The sequence below is a fragment of the Paraburkholderia sp. RL17-381-BIF-C genome (assembly GCF_046026435.1).
Lineage (GTDB): Bacteria > Pseudomonadota > Gammaproteobacteria > Burkholderiales > Burkholderiaceae > Paraburkholderia.
The window spans coordinates 1-17,926 of the sequence record NZ_JARESX010000033.1; the positions used below are offsets into that span (position 1 = coordinate 1).

17 protein-coding genes are annotated in these 17,926 nt (G+C 62.6%); 9 read left to right on the forward strand and 8 right to left on the reverse strand.

The genetic code is table 11. The annotated features are described in order from the left end of the window. A partial coding sequence (locus P0D70_RS20605; RefSeq protein ID WP_408185844.1) for a hypothetical protein occupies window positions 1–279 on the forward strand: 279 nt, incomplete at its 5' end. 21 nt (window positions 280–300) lie between these two features. Here P0D70_RS20605 and P0D70_RS20610 read toward each other — a convergent pair. The 6 genes from P0D70_RS20610 to P0D70_RS20635 all read right to left on the reverse strand — a co-directional run bounded on the left by P0D70_RS20610 (window position 301) and on the right by P0D70_RS20635 (window position 7,303). Next, window positions 301–2,007 (reverse strand): J domain-containing protein, encoded by a 1,707-nt coding sequence (locus P0D70_RS20610; RefSeq protein ID WP_408185845.1) that lies wholly within the window; start codon window positions 2,005–2,007, stop codon window positions 301–303. Window positions 2,008–2,013: 6 nt separating this feature from the next. Further along, complete coding sequence (locus P0D70_RS20615) at window positions 2,014–3,723, reverse strand: Hsp70 family protein (protein ID WP_408185846.1); 1,710 nt, start codon at window positions 3,721–3,723, stop codon at window positions 2,014–2,016. Between the two features lie 306 nt (window positions 3,724–4,029). Further along, complete coding sequence (locus P0D70_RS20620) at window positions 4,030–4,491, reverse strand: GNAT family N-acetyltransferase (protein ID WP_091805514.1); 462 nt, start codon at window positions 4,489–4,491, stop codon at window positions 4,030–4,032. 127 nt (window positions 4,492–4,618) lie between these two features. Next, a complete protein-coding gene (locus tag P0D70_RS20625; RefSeq protein WP_408185847.1) occupies window positions 4,619–5,722 on the reverse strand; it encodes an NAD(P)/FAD-dependent oxidoreductase in 1,104 nt (367 codons plus the stop codon). Window positions 5,723–5,858: 136 nt separating this feature from the next. Then, window positions 5,859–6,062 carry a DUF3562 domain-containing protein gene (locus P0D70_RS20630; RefSeq protein WP_408185848.1) on the reverse strand — a complete coding sequence of 68 codons (204 nt, stop codon included), beginning with the start codon at window positions 6,060–6,062 and terminating at the stop codon, window positions 5,859–5,861. A gap of 176 nt (window positions 6,063–6,238) precedes the next feature. Further along, window positions 6,239–7,303 (reverse strand): DMT family transporter, encoded by a 1,065-nt coding sequence (locus P0D70_RS20635; protein WP_091805520.1) that lies wholly within the window; start codon window positions 7,301–7,303, stop codon window positions 6,239–6,241. 289 nt (window positions 7,304–7,592) lie between these two features. Here P0D70_RS20635 and P0D70_RS20640 point away from each other — a divergent pair, with 289 nt between their 5' ends. The 8 genes from P0D70_RS20640 (at window position 7,593) to P0D70_RS20675 (ending at window position 15,882) form a co-directional block, all read left to right on the forward strand. After that, window positions 7,593–8,201 (forward strand): lipocalin family protein, encoded by a 609-nt coding sequence (locus P0D70_RS20640; RefSeq protein ID WP_408185849.1) that lies wholly within the window; start codon window positions 7,593–7,595, stop codon window positions 8,199–8,201. 70 nt (window positions 8,202–8,271) lie between these two features. Continuing rightward, window positions 8,272–9,048, forward strand: a complete 777-nt coding sequence (locus P0D70_RS20645; protein WP_408185850.1) for a DUF1295 domain-containing protein — start codon at window positions 8,272–8,274, stop codon at window positions 9,046–9,048. A 68-nt stretch (window positions 9,049–9,116) separates the two neighbouring features. Then, window positions 9,117–10,229 carry an SAM-dependent methyltransferase gene (locus P0D70_RS20650; RefSeq protein ID WP_408185851.1) on the forward strand — a complete coding sequence of 371 codons (1,113 nt, stop codon included), beginning with the start codon at window positions 9,117–9,119 and terminating at the stop codon, window positions 10,227–10,229. 297 nt (window positions 10,230–10,526) lie between these two features. After that, window positions 10,527–11,333, forward strand: a complete 807-nt coding sequence (locus P0D70_RS20655; protein ID WP_408185852.1) for a class I SAM-dependent methyltransferase — start codon at window positions 10,527–10,529, stop codon at window positions 11,331–11,333. A 187-nt stretch (window positions 11,334–11,520) separates the two neighbouring features. Continuing rightward, on the forward strand, window positions 11,521–12,120 hold the full coding sequence (locus P0D70_RS20660) for a cytochrome b (RefSeq protein ID WP_091805529.1): 600 nt from the start codon (window positions 11,521–11,523) through the stop codon (window positions 12,118–12,120). A 48-nt stretch (window positions 12,121–12,168) separates the two neighbouring features. Next, the gene (locus P0D70_RS20665; protein ID WP_408185853.1) at window positions 12,169–13,620 is read left to right on the forward strand and encodes a glycosyltransferase family 2 protein; all 1,452 of its coding nucleotides are present in this window, start codon (window positions 12,169–12,171) and stop codon (window positions 13,618–13,620) included. Between the two features lie 171 nt (window positions 13,621–13,791). After that, entirely contained in the window at window positions 13,792–15,012 is a 1,221-nt protein-coding gene (locus P0D70_RS20670; protein ID WP_408185854.1) for a Rieske 2Fe-2S domain-containing protein, read from the forward strand. A 453-nt stretch (window positions 15,013–15,465) separates the two neighbouring features. Continuing rightward, window positions 15,466–15,882: a rubredoxin gene (locus P0D70_RS20675; protein ID WP_091805538.1), complete on the forward strand. Its 417-nt coding sequence runs from the start codon at window positions 15,466–15,468 to the stop codon at window positions 15,880–15,882. Between the two features lie 29 nt (window positions 15,883–15,911). On the opposite strand, the gene P0D70_RS20680 is transcribed toward P0D70_RS20675, so the two are convergent. After that, window positions 15,912–16,766, reverse strand: coding sequence for an oxidoreductase (locus P0D70_RS20680; protein WP_408185855.1), 855 nt, complete (start codon window positions 16,764–16,766; stop codon window positions 15,912–15,914). Between the two features lie 175 nt (window positions 16,767–16,941). Continuing rightward, on the reverse strand, window positions 16,942–17,871 hold the full coding sequence (locus P0D70_RS20685) for a LysR family transcriptional regulator (RefSeq protein WP_408185856.1): 930 nt from the start codon (window positions 17,869–17,871) through the stop codon (window positions 16,942–16,944). Window positions 17,872–17,926: the final 55 nt, after the last annotated feature.

Here is a 17,926-nt window from a genome sequence, read left to right on the forward strand (position 1 = left end):
GAGTCCTCGTTCCTACAAATCGCTGTGTCGCCAATTGACGAGCATCTCCTTGAACCGCAGATTAATGCGACACTCAGTTTCTTGCGAAGCTACGAGGCTGAAGTGAGGCGGCTGGCCAGGTTTCCAGGGGTGGACGCGGTCGAGTTCCGCATGGGCCTCTTCTGGTTGCCCGACACAGCTATTTACCCGATTTCGCTCACGCCATCGTTTCTCAAGGCAGTTGGCGACGTAGGTGCGACCGTTGACATATATGTTTATGCAAGTGACGGCGTAAATTAGGTTGAGCGTTGTTCCCTCCACCTACCCCACCCGCCGCCTGCACCCTTCAATCACCCACACACTCATCAACCCCGCGCCCGCGCACGCGACGATATCCGGCTTATAAATCGCCAACGCCATCCACACGAGATTCGTATAACCGCGAAAAAACGCTGGTATAGCCGCACGCAGATCGCTCCAACGCGTCGTCGCCAGCACGCCACCCGTCGCCGACATCACCGTAAACAAGGCCCACGCAAACTGTGTCGCGCGCGCTTCGCGCTGTACCAGCAACACGATCAACGCTGCGAACCCGGCGAACCATACAGGCACACAAGCCCAAAACACAGGCGGCCGACGCGCAACCCATTCGCGCCATTCCGCCTGCGAAAACGAAATGAAGAACGCGAACAACACGCCGTGCGCATAAGGCATCAACCACGCATGCGAGTCCGTAGCGATCCAGTGCCCGGCAAAGCCCAGCGCCGTCGCACTGAAGGCCGCAAGTATCGCGAGTTCCTTCACAGGCGGCCACCCGTAAATCAACGCAGCCCAAATCGTGCAGACCCCTAGCGTGGCCATCGCGATCGAAGTCGATCTTCCGCTGCCGTCTTCGCACAGCGAAATGGTGGTCGCACCAAGCCACACAGGAACCCACCCATAGCGCAGCCAACCGATCGCGCGTAACGCCCGCAGTTTTTGTTGCTGGCCTTCGGACAGCAACACGGTGGCGGCAGCGACCATCACCAAAGCAAGCATGAGTGTCGAAACAAGAATGCCCAATTGAGCCGGCGCCCACTGATCGAACCATCGGCCGCGACTGGAATTGAGCGAAGCATCGGCAAACAGCAATCCGCACCACGCATTCAGCGCGAGCGCCGGACCAAGCAGGCGGCCCGCGCTAATGCGAAACTTGAGGCAGCGGCCCCAGAAATCGACCTTCTCGGCATTGAGCCTCAGCCGCACGACGTTGGGATGGTAACGGCATAGCGCGATCAGCAGTTGCTCCATCTCGGCGCGCACGCCGGCACGAAGCAGCGCTCTGGCGCCGACCGTCATTTGAGGCAATGGCCCTTCGAGCAACGCCATCGCGTTGGGAAAGCGCAGGCGCAGCGCGTCATAGTCCTCGTCGGCAAACACGCGGTCCAGCGCGAGCGCCGCAATGGCCGCATTGCGCCGCCGCAGGTGCGTCGCGTTGTCCCGCCAGCCGAGGACCGCACTTAGGTTCGTGCGCAGCGTTGCCGGCGTGTCCTCGTTTAGACAATGGCACAGCGCCTGCCATTCGAGTTCGTCGCGCGTCGGAATGTTGATAACGCGGGCAAATAGATCTTGCAGTGTCCGCCGCGACCCGAGATCATCCGTGTGCGCGACGAAGTTTTGCCAGAGTTGGACTGCGGTTTCGAAAGCGTCCAGTTCGCGAGCGGCCTGAACTTCAGAGGTGTCGGCCGTAATGGACAGCATCACAGGCGCTTTTGTAGATCTCTGCGTGGGTTCGGTCAACTCCGCGGTCGCGATGCCGTCCACATTCACCTGCGTGGGCGCCGTGGTCGATTTCTGTGCGGCCGTACCGCTCGCCATCTGCAACGCGGACTCATACGCATACCGCAAACGCTGAAACGCCTCGGCATCTTCGTCCGGACGCTGTTGCTTCAACAGCCGCGCATAGGCGCGACGCACCGCACGCTCGTCGGCATTCGACTCGATGCCGAGCACGTCCCAAGGCCAATGATTGTTCGCAATCGTGTTCATGGCCGCTCAATAAGTCACATGCACATCAAAGCGGTCGAGCAGCGCGCCCAGTTCGCCGCGCGCCTGCGCGATTTCATCGGCATTCTGATGCTCGATCAGCGCCTGGAAGCGAGCGATATGCGCGGCCAGATATTGCCGATGGTCGCCCAGCGTTTCTTCGTAGACACGGTCCGCGCGCGTCAACAACGTCCGGTTCTCGAGTTGGTCGCGTGGATGAATCTTCAGCGCGCTCAATGCAGCGAGGCGCTCGCGGATTTCTTCCGGCGTCATCACACCGGGGTTCTCTTCAATCACCATTGCGCGTTTCTTGCCGTCCGGAAACGCGGTGGCTTCCACTTCGAGCACACCGTTGATGTCGTAAGTGAAGCGCACATCCGCGCCTGCTTCGCCCGCTGGTTTGAGCGGCACTTCGAGCGTGAATTCGCCGAGCGATACGTTGTCCGCGGTCAGCCGCGCTTCGCCCTGAAACACCTTGAGGTTGAGTATCGGCTGACGGTCGCGCACGGTAAAGATGCGCTGCATGCGGCTCACCGGCACGATCGTATTGCGCTCGATGATCGGCAGAAAGTGACCCGGCACGAATTGGCCCGGACCGACTTGCATGGCCGTGTCGATGCCGAGGCTATACGGCGCGACATCGGTCAGCACCATTTCGTCGAGCCCGGCGTCGCGTCCAACGAGACCGGCCTGTACCGCAGCGCCGAGTGCGACCACCTCGTCCGGATTCAAATGTCCGGTGGGCAGGCGACCGAACATCTTCGAGACCAGCTTGCGGACCATCGGCATGCGCGACGCACCACCCACGAGAATGATCTCGTCGAGCGCAGCCACGGCGATTTTCGAATCACGCAAGGCGCGTTCTACCGGCTTACGCAGCCGTTCCAGCAAATGCTCGCAAGTGCGCTCCGCGGCGGCTGCGTCGAGTTGGAGCGTGTACTTGTCGTCGCCGGCTGCAAGCTCGAGGGTGACGCTTTCAACGCCGCTCTGCGTGAACTGACGCTTCGCACGTTCGGCCTGCTGATGCAGACGCTGTGCTGCAACCGGCGCGAGCGATCTGACCTTGAGGCCGTTGCGCTGGCAGAACAACTCGACCAGTGCCTCGGTGAAATCTTCACCGCCCAGAAAATTGTCGCCGGTGCTCGCGCGCACCTCCATCACACCTTCGAAGAAGTCGAGCACGGAAACGTCGAAGGTGCCGCCGCCGAGATCGAAGATCAGAAATTTGCGCTCGCAATCGCGTTGATGCACGCCATACGCCAGCGCGGCCGCTGTCGGTTCGTTGACGAGACGCAGTACATTGAGACCGGCCAGTTCCCCGGCGATGCGCGTGGCTTTACGTTGTGCATCGCTGAAATAGGCGGGCACGGCGATCACCGCGTCGCTGATCGCTTCGCCGAGAAAAGCTTCGGCATCGGCCTTCAATGATTTGAGTACGAGAGAAGACAGCTCTTCGGGGCGCAGCGTTTGCGCGCCGAGCGACACGGTGCGGCTCGTGCCCATGTAGCGCTTGAAGTTTGCAGCGGTACGTTGCAGATGCGTATGCAGGCGATCGTGGGCGGGGCGGCCGACGAGGATCGAGCCGTCGTCGTCGATGGAAACGCACGAGGGCGTGAGCGTCTCGCCTAACGCGTTCGGGATGAGGACAGCGTGATTGTCGCGCCAGATTGCCGCGAGACTATGCGTGGTTCCAAGATCGATGCCGATGATCGAAGGCATGTACGGTTTCCGATTCGTTTGCGCCCCTCCGTGAGGAGACCGCCCAGGTTTTCGCTGATGCATTGCGTGGAGCCGGGTGTAGCTCCGTCCAATGGCGATAACGGCAGACCGCACGCAAACTTGAGCGGCGCGGACAAAAGGTCGCTGAGGGAATCGGATCGTGGGATGCGCTGCGCATGGCGGCCGGATGATCGGCCGGACATGCGAAAGCGGCGAGCCGTGCGTGGCACACGGCGTGGAGAGAGGTACTCGAAGCGCGCTAGACGAGCGTGCTGCGCGATAGCGATCGCTATCGCAACGTCGACATCACAGCGCTTTGCGATAAACCACGAAACCCGAGCGGTCCGCGACCTGGTCATACAGCTTCATCGCCGTCTGATTGGTTTCGTGTGTCTGCCAGTAAACGCGCTGCGAGCCATCGGCTTTGGCGCGTGCATATACCGCCTCGATCAATGCTCGGCCCACGCCTTTGCCGCGTTCGCTATCGAGCGTATAGAGGTCTTGCAGATAGCAGATGGGTCCCGCCATGGTGGTGTGACGGTGATACAGAAAATGCACGAGACCGAGCAACTGGCCGTTGCGTTCGGCGACCATGGCATGCATCGGCTCATAGCCGTCGAAGAAACGCCCCCAAGTGATTTTCGTGATTTCGCGCGGCAGCGCTGTTTCGCCCGAGCGGCCATAGAACGCGTTGTAGGCGTCCCATAGCGGCAACCACGCGTCGAAATCGGCGGGTGCGACAGGGCGGATCTGAATCGGGCCTGACATGTTTGATTCCTCGTTAAGTGAAGATTCTCAAACCGTCAGCATAAGAAATTTGTCGCACGATTGTTAGCTCCACAAAGCGGCCAGAACTTGGAGCCACGCGCAGGGTGATCGCCTCCGCCATGGCGCGCTAGACCGTTTCCGCCTTGAGCCATCGCGTGAGCAGCGCATCGTCGCCGGTTTCCAGCGACTCCGCGATTCGGCGTCCCACCGCCGCGCCGAATTTATACCCGTGTCCGGAGCAAGCCGACACCACTAGCGTGTTGCCAATGCGCTTCGAAAAGAACCGCTTGTCCGCCGTGAAGGTGTACGCGCAGGTTTTTACTTCGGATACCGTATATTCGTCTATGCGGCTGAACGGCGGCGAAAACATCCGGCGCAAACGGTCGCCCTCGCCAGGCGCGGCAATGCGATTGGCGTCGGGGTCGAGCGCAAGTGTTTTATTGACACCCGCACCGAACTTCAGACCGACGCCGTCGATTGGTGGCAGCACATAGCCGTCATTCTTGCCGCCAATGTCGACGATCGCGGGTGCCGTCGACCACGCGTCTTCCAGATCCGCCGGCGGCTCCAGATAAGCGACGGTATTGCGATAAGTCATCAGGTTTTCGGCGAGCGCCGGGAACAGTTGCAACGTCCATGCGCCCGCGGCGACCACGAGCTTGTCGGCACGCACGAGAGTGTCGTCTTCGAGACGCACGGAAGCGGTGTGCGGATCGACCGCGAGCACCTTCGTGTGCATGCGAATATCGGCGCCGCGCATCTTGAGCCACGCTTTCATGTCGCGTGCAATGCGTTCGCTGAACAGCGCACCACCGTCGCGATCGAAGTAAGCATAACGAAAGGTGTTGGGGTCGAGAAAGGGAAACCGCGCGGCGGCATCGCGTGGCTCAAGCCTTTCATACTCGAAATTCATGCGGTCGAGTCCGGCGCGGAACTGCTCGGCGCCGTCGCCCGCGAATTGTGAAATGCCGAGTACTCCGCAGTTTGCATAGTGTGAAACGCCGAGGTCGTTCCACAGCAGGTCCCAGCTGTCGAACGCCTCGTCGATGGTGTGCGCGTAGCCGTCCGCATCGCCGTAGGCACGGCGAATCATGCGATGCCGGTCGCCTGAAGCGGCGAGTGGATTGGGAATCGAGCCTTGCTCGATTAGTGTGATGTCGTGTCCCTGTTTTGAGAGCGACCACGCCGTGCTCAAGCCGGTAATGCCCGCGCCTACGATTGTTATCCGCATGCCAACTCCCCCCAGTCAATGGTCCTGGGTCAGAGTCTAGCAGCGGGAAAAATAATCGGCGCGCGTTGCGTACGTTCGCGCGCGAGTCTATCCAGACGAAATGTTCAGCGAGCAGGGGGCTCCGCGCGCCGCGGTGTCAGTGTTTGCGGTCCGCGCTACGACGAAGCTGATTGCGGACTTTTTTCGCCGCAAAGAGCGGTACGTAATCGAATACACGCGCGTCCTGACGATAAACAGCCAGGATGTCCGCGTACAGCTTCGAGACCGTTTCCGTTGGCGTGTCGGTTTCCTCGGCGATGCTTCTCACCAATTCGTCTACGTTGGGCTCGGGTTGAGACATGGGCTTCTCCAAGGATGCCAGGCAGGTTGGACGGACACAGCGCGCACAGCAGGAGTTTCATTAGAGGATGCGATGCACGGGCATGCCAATTGAATCGATCTATCACATGATTCAATTCACAGAGATTTTTGTCTTGCGGTGCAGCAAGTCACCGTGTGGCGCGGCTAGCCGGAAAATCAATGCGTATGCCGGTGGTGAATATCTGGGAAATGCGCGTGCGCATGCGTGATGGGTGCATGTTGGTGCGGATGCGTGTGCGGCTCGGCGCCGTCCCACGCGAAGTCGTGCTCGTGCTGATGATGCGCGTCGTGCCGGTGACGGTGCGTATGTTCGAGCGGATCGTGCGTGTGAGGATGTTCGTGACGCTCGCGAATGTGCAGCCACACGCCCAACGTCATCAGCGCGGCGGCGATCCAGAACAGCGGCGGCGGCATTTCCGGCCAGAGCAGCCACGACAAGGTCACGCCGAACAGCGGCGCGACGGAGAAGTAGGCGCCCGTTCGCGCCGTGCCGAGATTGCGCAACGCGACGACGAACAGCACGAGGCTGACGCCGTAGCCCGCAAAACCCGTGAGCATGGCGAGCGCGACGGTCGGCACGCTCGGCCATGCGGCACCGAGTACGAACGCGAGCGTCACGTTGACCGAACCGGCCACGAGCCCTTTTACGCAGGCGATGAACATGGCGTCGTGCGCGGATACCTTGCGCGTGAGGTTGTTGTCGACGGCCCAGCACGCGCACGCGCCGGCCAGCAGCAGCGTGCCGGGCGGCAGGCCCGCCGCGCCCGGCTGCCAGGAGAGCGCCACGCCGCCCGCGACGATCGCGGCCATGCCGAGGAACACCTGCACGTCGACATTTTCGCGAAACACGACCCAGGCGATCAGAGCGGTGAACACCCCTTCCAGATTGAGCAGCAGGGAACCGGTGGCGGCGGGCGTTGTTTTCAGACCCAGCATCAATAAAGCGGGCCCCACGACGCCGCCGGCCACGATCGCGCCGGCCAGCCATGGCACCTCGCGTAACGGGAAGCGGCTGTGGTCGGCCGGTTGCCCGGTGCGCCCGCCTTTGAGCCGGCGCGCCAGAATCAGGGCGGCAAGGCCCGCGCCGCTGCCGAGATAGAACAGCCCGGCAAGCAGGAACGGCGAGAGCGAGCCGAGCAGCGCTTTGGCGAGCGGGGTCGTCGCGCCGAACAGGGCGGCGGCGAGCAAGGCGGTAAACGCGGCATTGAAGCGGGAAGGCATGAGCGGGCGATTCAGGTAGGAGAGGGCGTTGCAGACACCTCAATGCTAACCGGATGGCGCGGCTTACGCTGCGCTGAACCGTCGTTTGGATGGAAACTCCCCGAACGCGGGCAGGGTCGGCTAGCCTCGAAGGCACGGCGGTCAGATCGCCGGAAACTGTCCCGCACGCGCCGAGCGTCGCCCGCACATGCTTTGCAGTGTCGCCGCGCGGATTCGCGGTCGGCGCGCGCATCCATCCGGCCCCATCGAACGTAATACCTTTATATCCGCTACGTTCGAGGCCATTGCCATGCGCCGTGTTGTGCTTACCACCGTCGCCGCCGCTGCTGCGGCATTTCTGCTGTTCTCGCTCGCGGGCTGCTCCAACGATCCGCCCAATCCCAACCCGCGCGCGAGCGAACCGCTCTCCACGGTGCCGGTCGACTTGCCGCGCTATATGGGCCGCTGGTACATCATCGCGAACATTCCCTATTTCGCCGAGCGCGACATGGTGGGGAGCCGCGCGGAATGGAAATTGCGCGACGACGGCAAGATCGAGGACTCGTACTACGGCCGCAAAAAGAGTTTCGACGCCGAGGAAAAGCACTATCAGTTTCTCGACACGCCCGTGCCGGGCAAAGACGGTGGCGAGTGGAGCGTGCAACTGTTCTGGCCGGTCCACGTGACGCAACTGACGCTCTATGTCGATCCGGACTATCGCTACACGATCCTCGGCTATCCCGGCAAAAACCTCGGCTGGATTTTTTCCCGCGAGCCGGACATGAGCGATGAAACGTATCGTGCCCTGCTCGGCCGGCTCGACGCGATGGGTTACGACACGTCGCGCTTCAGACGCGTGCCGCAGCGGCCGGATCAGTTGGGCAAAGCAGGCTTCGCCTCGCCGGGCGACAAGGACTAGCGGGCGCGCCGGACGCATCCGATCGCGCTTTCGAAGCGTATAACCCGCATCGCCTTTGAACGAGGAATCCATGCCAGCACTTGCCGCCGCCGTGATTGCCCTGATTGGGCTCGTCGTGATTTTCAGCGCGGTCTGGGCATGGCAGTTGAAAACCGAAAACGCCGGCATGGTCGATCCCATCTGGGCGTATTCGCTCGGTCTCGTGGCCGTGCTCTACGCGGTGCTCGGCACAGGCGACCCGGTCGCGCGCGCTCTGACCGCGCTAGGTGGGTTGATCTGGGGTGTTCGGCTCGGCACGCATCTGTGGAAGCGCAATGCCGGCAAGCCCGAAGACGCGCGCTATCGCCGCTTCCGCGAAGAATGGGGCGACAAGGCGGCGAGCAGGATGTTCTGGTTTTTCCAGTTGCAAGTCGTGATTTCGATGCTGCTTTCGATCGCGTTTCTGGTGCCGTCGTATCGCGGCACCGCGCCGGCCACGGGATGGATCGTACTGGCCGTGGTCGTGTGGATCGTCTCCGTGGCCGGCGAGGGTATAGCGGACCGCCAGTTGCGAGACTTCAAGGCCAATCTGGCGAATCGCGATACCGTGTGCCGCGTCGGCTTATGGCGTTACTCGCGTCATCCGAATTACTTCTTCGAATGCGTGCATTGGCTCGCGTATATCGCACTCTCGATTGGCACGCCGTGGGGCTGGTTCACGCTGCTGCCGCCGGTACTCATGGCGTTTCTATTGCTGAAGCTCTCCGGCATCCCGCTGCTCGAAGAAAGCATGGCAAAGCGGCGCCCCGGTTACGCCGATTACATGCGCACCACCAGCGCATTGATTCCGTGGCCGCCGCGGCAGTGAACGCTCGCGCAGGGCGCCTGCACACCTTCAAAATAAAAATCGCGAAAAAACGATAGGGAGTCTGTTTCATGAGCCTTTCCACCACCGGTCACACCCTGCCGCCGTCACCCGCCGAGCCCGGCGACGGCTGGCTCATTCAGAGCTGCGAACGTGGCTGGCTGCCCGACGGCGTGATCCGTTTCGGCATGCGGCAGTTGATGCGCCAGCGCCTGCGCGACGAAGCGCTCAATAACGGCGAGGTGCGCGTGCAACGCCTCAACCGTCTGCTCGATGATCTGCGTGCGAGCCCGATCGCGATCGAAACGCAAGCCGCCAACACGCAGCATTACGAGGTGCCGGCTTCGTTCTTTCACGCGCATCTCGGGCCGCATCTGAAGTATTCGTGCTGCCTGTATCCGACCGGCAGCGAGACGCTTGCGCAAGCCGAGGCGGCCATGCTGGAACGCTACGCCGAGCGCGCGGAACTGGCCGACGGTCAGCGGATTCTCGATCTCGGCTGCGGCTGGGGTTCGTTGTCGTTATGGCTGGCGGCTCGCTATCCGAATTCGCGGATCGTCGCGCTATCGAACTCGCACGGGCAGCGCGCGTTCATTGAAGCGCGCGCGGAGCAGGCGGGCTTGCGCAACCTCTCGGTGGTCACGGGCAACATTGTCGATTTCGAATTCACTGACGAACAGCTTGGCTGCGGCTTTGATCGCGTGGTGTCGATCGAGATGTTCGAGCACATGAAAAACTACGGCTTGCTGCTCGCGAAAATTGCGGGCTGGATGCGCGAGGACGCCAAGCTGTTCGTGCACATCTTCGTACACCGCACGCTCGCGTATCACTTTCAGGTGCAGGACGGCAGCGACTGGATGTCGAAATATTTCTTCACCGGCGGCACCATGCCGTCCGAGGCGCTGCTGCTCAATTTCCAGGACGACCTGCGCATGGAGCGGCAGTGGTGGGTGAGCGGCACGCATTACGAGCGCACGGCGAATCATTGGCTCGCCGCGCTCGACGCGGCACGTGACCGGGTAATGCCGATGCTCGTCGATACCTACGGCGCGCGCGATGCGGCCGTATGGCTGCAACGCTGGCGCATGTTCTATATGGCCGTGGCCGAGCTGTTCGGCTATGCAAACGGGAACGAGTGGGGGGTCGGTCACTATCGGTTTGTGAAGCGGTTTGTGGAGCGTTGAGCAACGGCCGGCGAGGTTCTCCAACCCCCAAAGCGGGATACGGCGTGCCGGCCGCCTTTCATTGTGTTTGCGCGCGCGCCTTTCTGAGGGGCGCCGTCTCGTAGAAGCAGCACTGACGATTTGTCGTGTTGCCGGAAACTGCGCAGCGATATGGGTATCCAATCAGAATCGATCCTGAAGTATGGACGCCCGATCTGATCGAATTGCATGGCAACGTCGGCGCAAATGTGCCGCAGCAACGACAATGGCGTTCTGTTCGCTTGCCTGTTGCCGCAACCCACCTGCCAGGAACCGCCGATGACCGCTCCGATTCCCTTCGTCCCCGACCGCTTCAAGACCAACGCCGCTCATTATCTGGCGGGCCGTCCACCGTATTCGCCGCGCTTGATTCGCCGCGTCGCTCAGTCCTGCGAGCTCGGCGGTTCGCACCGGCTGCTCGATCTCGGCTGCGGGCCGGGGCAGCTGTCGCTGGCGTTTTCCTCGTGGGTCGGTTCGGGTCTCGCGCTCGACCCCGAACCGGAAATGCTGCGCATCGCGGCAGGCCTGGGCGCTGGAATTGCTCCGAATATCGAATACCGCCAGGGCAGCTCTTATGATCTGTCGCCGGCATTCGGGCGCTTTCGGTTGGCTGTCATCGGCCGCGCGTTTCACTGGATGGACCGGCCCGACACGCTCGCGAGGCTGGACGCGCTGATTGAGCCGGAAGGCGCGCTCGCACTGTTCTCGACGGCGATCGTCACCGACGCGCCGATTGCCTGGCTCGCGCCCTATCAGGCGTTGCTCGAAGAATACGCGCAGAGCGACCCGGCGCGCGTGCAGCGCAAGTCGGACGACTGGGAGAGTCACGACACGGTGCTCGCAAAGTCGTCATTTTCGGCGCTGGAGCGCGTGTCGATTGTCGAAACACGGCGGACGTCGGTCGAATCGCTGATCGAGCGGCCCTTGTCGATGTCGAGTCTGTCGCGCGAGCGGCTCGGCGAGCGGCTGGACGAACTGCAAGCCCGCATCCGGCAGCTACTGGATGCGCATGCAACCAACGGCTGGGTCGAGGAGCGAATCGAGTCGATCGCGCTGATCGCACGGCGCGAGGCAACGCTCGGCTAGGCTGCAATGGCGGCTTTGCGCCGCGCGCGCGAAATAATCTGAAACATACTATTAAGCGTGTGGCGGAATAAAGCCGCACACTGGGGCGTTCTCCTACCGTGCTGCGGTGGCATGCGCCGGAATCCGCCTCGGCATGACGGGAATATCAAACAGCTTTCGCAGCAATGAATCTGCGGACGGAACAATCATGAACACGCACGCCGACTCTTTGACCGACTCGAGCGGCACGCCTGTGCCGTCCCGTTACACCCGCACGGCCATGGTGCTGCACTGGCTGATCGCGCTGCTGATGATCGGCAACGTGGTGCTCGGCCTGAGCGCGGATTCGCTGCCGGACGACTGGGTGCGCCCGGTGATCGACACCCACAAGTCGATCGGGATCACGGTGCTGGGTCTCGCGCTCATGCGCATCTTGTGGCGTGTGTCGCACAAGCCGCCGCCGTTGCCGCGCGAGTTTCCGTCGTGGGAGAAGATCGCCGCGCACGTCGCGCATTTTCTGCTGTATCTGCTGATGATTGCGCTGCCGCTGTCCGGCTGGCTGCACGATTCCGCATGGAAAGACGCGGCGACGCACCCCATGCGCCTGTTCGACCTGTTCCCCTGGCCGCGTATCGGCTATGTGATGAATCTCGATCCGACGCTCAAGGAAAGCTTGCACGACCGCTTCGGCGCGTTGCATACGTGGCTCGGCTACGCGCTCTATGCGCTGCTGGCAATGCATATCGGCGGGGCGTTGAAGCATCAGTGGATCGATCGCAAGTCGGTTCTGAAGCGCATGGTGCCGTAAGCGCCGCGTCCACTTATCAACCGCAGCACAGACTACCCGGCAGTCATTTTGAAGAAAACCCTGGAACAGGCTCTCGCGCTCGCGTCGCCGCGCATTGTGCCGCGTCGCTCGACGCCGTTGAGTACGTTGATTCATCTGAGCGTGGTCGTGCTGTGGCTGCTGCTGTTCGCGCGCGCCTTCTTTCTGCAGGGCGCGCTCGCGTGGTCGACGGGCATTGCCTACGTGGTGTACGACACCTTGCTGCTGGCGTTCGTCACGTGGAAGACGCTGCCCCTGATGCGGCGTACGCCGCCGCTCGAGCCTGAGTTCGAGCGGCGCAGCTTGCCGAGCATGGGCGTGATCGTCGCGTCCCATAACGAAGCGGCGGTGCTGCCGGTGACGCTTGCCGCGCTGTTGCGGCAGACGCATGGGCCGGCGCAGATCGTCATTGCCGACGACGGCTCTACCGACTCGACGCGCGAGCTGCTGATCGAGCGCTTCGGCCTCACGGCGGCCGCTGACGGCGTGCTGAGCGCACCCAGCGCGCTGTATCCGAACCTGTTCTGGCTGCGCGTGCCGCACGGCGGCAAGGCGCGCGCGCTGAACGCCGCGATCACCGTGATGACCACGGAAACCGTCATGACGGTCGACGCCGACACCCTGCTCGACGACGACGCCACCTACGCCATGCGCGCCGCTTTCGCGAGCGAACCGAGGCTCGTCGCCGCCGCCGGCATTCTGGTGCCGGTATGCGGCAAGTCGGTGTCGGGGCGCGTGTTCGAATGGTTCCAGACTTACGAGTACATGCGCAACTTCATCGCCCGTTTTGCGTGGATGCGCGCCGACAGCCTGCTGCTGATTTCGGGGGCCTTCGCGTCGTTCAGGCGCGACGCGCTGGTCGACGTGGGCGGCTTCGATCCGCAGTGCCTGGTTGAAGACTACGAGCTGATTCACCGGCTGCGCCGGTATTCGGTCGACCATGGCCTCGACTGGGACGTGCGCGTGGTCGGCGAGGCGCATGCCCACACCGACGCACCGGACAATCTCGCCAGTTTTCTGCGTCAACGGCGCCGCTGGTTCGCGGGCTTCCTGCAAACGCAGTACTGGAACCGCGACATGACCGGCAATCCGCGCTACGGCACGCTCGGCATGCTGATGCTGCCGGTCAAGGCGATCGACACCATGCAGCCGATCTACGGCTTGACCGCCTTTGCGCTGCTGCTCGCTTTTCTGCTCGGTGGGCATGGCGCGATCGTCGTGTCGATCTTCAGCGTGATCGGCCTGAAAACGGCAATCGATCTCGCGTTCTATCTGTGGAGCATCCATCTGTATCGGCGCTGGACCGGCGAGCGCACCGGCTCCAGTTTATGGATGGCGGTGTTCGCGGCGATTGCCGAGCCGTTCACGTTCCAAGTGGTGCGGCACGTGGGCGCCACGCTCGGCTGGCTGCATTTCCTGCGTGGCGGACGGTCGTGGGGCGTGCAGCGCCGCTCAGGGCTGGTGGCGCACGACGAAGGCTGACACGGCGCCTTTCTTCAAGGCGGTGTTCCGGGTGACGGGACGGTGCGCTTGCGCGGGAAGGAACGCGGTCCGCGAACCCAAGCGGTGTCGGGTTCTAGTAGACTGGCGACGACGCCGCCCGCAACCTGCGGGGCGGCAACCTTCTATCCGCCCGTGCACGGAGACCCACCTATGCATGCTGTGCCCCCGCTAGAACAAGACACCGGCGATGCGACCGTCGATGTGTCGCCCCCCCAGACAGCATCGCAAAAAGCCGCTCACGCGCCCGGCCAGGCTGCCAACGACGCGCCGGTGCGCGATCTGCGCCGCGTCGGCATCCACCCAGACTACTGGTATCCGCTTGCGTGGTCGCATGAGGTGAAGCGGGGCAAGACGCATGGTGTCACGTTCGCGGGCGACCCGATCGTGCTGGCGCGCACGGAGGGCGGCAAGGTGTTCGCGCTCGAGGACCGCTGTGCGCATCGTCAGGTGCCACTGCATCAAGGCGTGGTGGATGGCGAATCGATTCGCTGCGGCTACCACGGCTGGACGTACGACTGCTCGGGCAAGTGCATCGACGTGCCGTATCTGGGCCGCGACCGTCTGCCAAATGGCGTGCGTTCCTATCCGTGCCGCGAAGTCGAAGGCCTGATCTTCGTTTTCCCCGGCGACGCCGCTCTGGCCGAACGACGGCCCATGCCGGATCTCGGCTCGGTGTCCGACACGAAGTACAAGACGCGCCGTTTCGGCCGTCCGGTGAATTGCCACTACTCGTTCATGCACGAGAACCTGATGGACATGAACCATCAGTTTTTGCATCGCAAGCAGATGGGGCAGATGCGGGCGCGCTCGCTCGGCCGGCGCCGTGGCGAAGGCTGGGTCGAAGTCGATTACACCTTTGCGCGCATGGCCGGTCAGCAGCCGATCGGCGAAGCGATCGTGTTCGGCCAGAGCCGCAAAACCGGGGGCGACAACGACAAGGACGTGATGACGATCCGCACCGAATATCCGTATCAGACGCTGCAGATCCGCACGTCCGAGCAGACGTTGGTGATGAATCTGTGGATCGTCTACGTGCCGCTCGATCGTGAGCAGCGCACCAACCGCACGTTCGGGCTGCTGTCGATTCGCAAACCGGGCATTCCCGGCGTGCTGAATCTCGCGTGGCCGCTGCTGGTGTGGTTCACCGAACGCATTTTCAAGGAAGACCGCGAAATCGTCGAAGCCGAACAGCGCGCCCATGATTCACAAGGCGCGGACTGGAATCACGAGGTGTTTCCGGTCATCAACGAACTGCGCGCGTTGCTGCGCGAGAGCGGCGCGCCGGATCAGGTCGTGGGCGCCGGCACGGGCGATACGGCGGTGATTCGCTTCTGGGATTCGCGTCAGGGCAGCCCGCTCGCGAAGAGCTGATAGGCCGGCCTCTTTGAAGCCGGACGCCTCGCGCCAGTGACAATATCGCGCGGATAATTCGTAAGAAAAACTTTCCCCTTCGAGGGGAATTAATCCATCTCCGGACGGTAGGGAATCCCGGGCGATCGAGCGGCGATAATGGCAGCTAATGCACGGCGGTTTGCGCTAATCGACATGCGCCGGCCGCGTACCCGTGTACCATTTCGCTTTTTCCGATCTTCAAGACTAGCCCGTGACTACGCAACACATCCCTACCGCAACCCGTAAATCCCTCACTCTGCTGCAATTGCTGGGCCTCATCGGCGCCGCCGGCCTGATCGCCGCCATCGTGCTGAACCAGTTCGTCTAATCTCTGCGCGAAGTCTCGGCGCAACGCTTCCGACCCCTGCCGGCACGTCCCGAAGAAAGTCTCTTTGGGGCGCGCTGCCGGCTTTATCGATATTCCGATTTGCCATGTACAAGAAGGGCGTAGCCGTAGAAATCCAGTTTTCCCCCGAGCGGCTCAACGACGGCGCCGGCGATCCCTACTGGATCGATCTGACGCAGGCCGAGGCAGAGCGGCTGCTGGAAAGCCTGCAGGCGCGTCTCGCGGCAACCGGCGAAGGCACGGCCGCGCCGTTGGTGGTGAGCCTGGATGAAACGCCGGCGTCGCACGCGGCCGAAGCGCCGCAGGCGTCCGCCGACGGTGCGGCCTGCGCGGACGATTTCAAGCAGTGGGTCTGCGTGATCTGCGGCTGGGTCTACGACGAAGCGGCGGGCTTGCCGGACGAAGGCATTGCGCCGGGCACCCGATGGGCGGACGTCCCGGCCGACTGGCGCTGCCCGCTTTGCGACGTGGGCAAGGAAGACTTCGCGCTGGTCGAGTTTTAACCCGGCCAACGGATAACTCGCGCGGCTGATTAACCCGCGCCCTCCGGAAAATCCGCGCCTACCGTGGTGGCTTCCCATGCATCGAAATCGCCACGCATGAAGTCCAGCTTCTTGCGCGCCAGTTCGAGTGCGACTTTGCCGAGCAGCAAACGCAGCGGCGGTTTGTCCGACAGCGCAGCGTCGATGATTGCCTGCGCCGCGCGCACCGGGTCGCCCGCCTGCTTGCCGCTGCGCGCCTCGGTCTGCTTGCGGCGTTCGCCGGCCGTGGCCGCGTAGTCGTCGATCACTGTCGCCGACTGTTTGATCGACGGACCCGCCCAGTTGGTGCGGAACGGTCCGGGCTCGACGATCAACACGTCGATGCCGAGCGGTTTCACCTCGGTCGCCAGCGACTCGGATAGACCCTCCACCGCGTATTTGGTGGCGTGGTAATAGCCGGTCGCCGCGAAGCTCGTAATGCCGCCAATCGACGACACGTTGACGATCAAGCCGCTGTGCTGCTCACGCATGATCGGCAGGACGGCCTTGGTCATGTCGACCAGACCGAACACGTTGGTTTCGAACATGGCGCGGACTTCGTCGTCTTCGCCTTCCTCGATCGCGGCCAGATAACCATAGCCCGCGTTGTTGACGAGCGCATCGACGCGGCCAAAACGTTGCCTGGTTTGCGTGACCACGTCTTCGATCTGCTTGGGGTTCGTCACGTCGAGCGGCAGAACCAGTGCGCGATCGGCGTGGCCTTCCACGATATCTTTTACTTTCGACGGGTCGCGCGCGGTAACCACGGCGCGCCAGCCGCGTTCCAGCACCAGCTTTGCCAGCTCGCGGCCGAATCCGGTGGAACATCCTGTGATCAGCCAGACGGGATTGTCTCGATTCATCATTTGGGAAACTCCTGTTGATGTCTACGACATAAGAGGACTCCATGCGGCGCGAGCGCGCTGTGCGCCGTTCGCGTGCGCAATCGGTTTGCTGCAGTGCTTAGCTTGAAGCGTGCCCGGACTTTTTTTCGGTGGGTGCCGGCGGCCGTTCGCGTGCTTGGATGCGAGAACGACGCCGTTATTGCTGCTTGCGTCCGGTGTGGATTTTCAATTGTAGCCGGAGCGCGGCGGCTTCGCTTTGCAGCGCCTGAACGAACGCGCCGGCGAGCGGGTGGCCCGGACGATGTTCCGGATGAATCATGCTCACGCGAAACGGCAACGACACGGCGAGCGGCCGGATATGCAGGTTGCGGCCCGCGAAATCGAGAGCGGTTAGCGGATTGACGATCGCGACGCCAAGACCTTGCCGCACGAAACTGCACACCGAGACCGCCGTGGGCGTCTCGACGAGTTGGCGGCGCGCGATATTCGCTTGCGCGAAGGCTTCGTCGATCTGAATCCGGTACGGATCGTTCGACGACAGGCTGATGAAAGGCTGATTCGCGAAATCTTTCAACGCGATCACGCGCTTGTTGAGCAATGGATGCCCGTCAGGCAGCACGCACACTTCATCCACTTCGAGCAATGGCGTGAGGCGCGTGCCCGCTGGCGGCGCGCCATGTTCGGTCAAGCCGAGGTCATAGCGCTGGGCCGTCAGCCATTCTTCCAGAAACGGTGATTCCTGCGTTGCGATCGACAAACTCGCGCCGGGTTGGGCGTCGTGAAAGCGCTTCGCCGCGCCCGGCAGGATCGAATGCGAAAACGCGGGCAAAGCGATCACGGACAACTGGCCGCCCTGGAATTCACGCAGGCTGGCGGCGGTGGACGCCACACGTTCGAGCCCGACATACGCGCGCTTGATCTCGTCGAACAACATGAGCGCGGACAGGGTGGGTCGCAGCCGGCCGTTCGTGCGCTCGAACAAGGCAAAGCCGATGCTCTGTTCCATGCGCGCGAGTTCGCGGCTCACGGTGGGCTGCGAGGTGAAGAGCATCTCCGCCGCTTTGGTGACGCTGCCCGCTGTCATCAGCGCGCGGAAGACTTCGATATGCCGATGCGTGAGCGCCATGATGGGTATATCAGAAGTGAATGGAGTTGCCAGGAATTGGTATTTTACTGAATGC

Bases quoted from the DNA above. Each gene is read 5' to 3' on its own strand.
- P0D70_RS20610 (WP_408185845.1), bottom strand. From the start codon at position 2,007: ATGAACACGATTGCGAACAATCATTGGCCTTGGGACGTGCTCGGCATC.
- P0D70_RS20615 (WP_408185846.1), bottom strand. From the start codon at position 3,723: ATGCCTTCGATCATCGGCATCGATCTTGGAACCACGCATAGTCTCGCG.
- P0D70_RS20620 (WP_091805514.1), bottom strand. From the start codon at position 4,491: ATGTCAGGCCCGATTCAGATCCGCCCTGTCGCACCCGCCGATTTCGAC.
- P0D70_RS20625 (WP_408185847.1), bottom strand. From the start codon at position 5,722: ATGCGGATAACAATCGTAGGCGCGGGCATTACCGGCTTGAGCACGGCG.
- P0D70_RS20630 (WP_408185848.1), bottom strand. From the start codon at position 6,062: ATGTCTCAACCCGAGCCCAACGTAGACGAATTGGTGAGAAGCATCGCC.
- P0D70_RS20635 (WP_091805520.1), bottom strand. From the start codon at position 7,303: ATGCCTTCCCGCTTCAATGCCGCGTTTACCGCCTTGCTCGCCGCCGCC.
- P0D70_RS20640 (WP_408185849.1), top strand. From the start codon at position 7,593: ATGCGCCGTGTTGTGCTTACCACCGTCGCCGCCGCTGCTGCGGCATTT.
- P0D70_RS20645 (WP_408185850.1), top strand. From the start codon at position 8,272: ATGCCAGCACTTGCCGCCGCCGTGATTGCCCTGATTGGGCTCGTCGTG.
- P0D70_RS20650 (WP_408185851.1), top strand. From the start codon at position 9,117: ATGAGCCTTTCCACCACCGGTCACACCCTGCCGCCGTCACCCGCCGAG.
- P0D70_RS20655 (WP_408185852.1), top strand. From the start codon at position 10,527: ATGACCGCTCCGATTCCCTTCGTCCCCGACCGCTTCAAGACCAACGCC.
- P0D70_RS20660 (WP_091805529.1), top strand. From the start codon at position 11,521: ATGAACACGCACGCCGACTCTTTGACCGACTCGAGCGGCACGCCTGTG.
- P0D70_RS20670 (WP_408185854.1), top strand. From the start codon at position 13,792: ATGCATGCTGTGCCCCCGCTAGAACAAGACACCGGCGATGCGACCGTC.
- P0D70_RS20675 (WP_091805538.1), top strand. From the start codon at position 15,466: ATGTACAAGAAGGGCGTAGCCGTAGAAATCCAGTTTTCCCCCGAGCGG.
- P0D70_RS20680 (WP_408185855.1), bottom strand. From the start codon at position 16,766: ATGATGAATCGAGACAATCCCGTCTGGCTGATCACAGGATGTTCCACC.
- P0D70_RS20685 (WP_408185856.1), bottom strand. From the start codon at position 17,871: ATGGCGCTCACGCATCGGCATATCGAAGTCTTCCGCGCGCTGATGACA.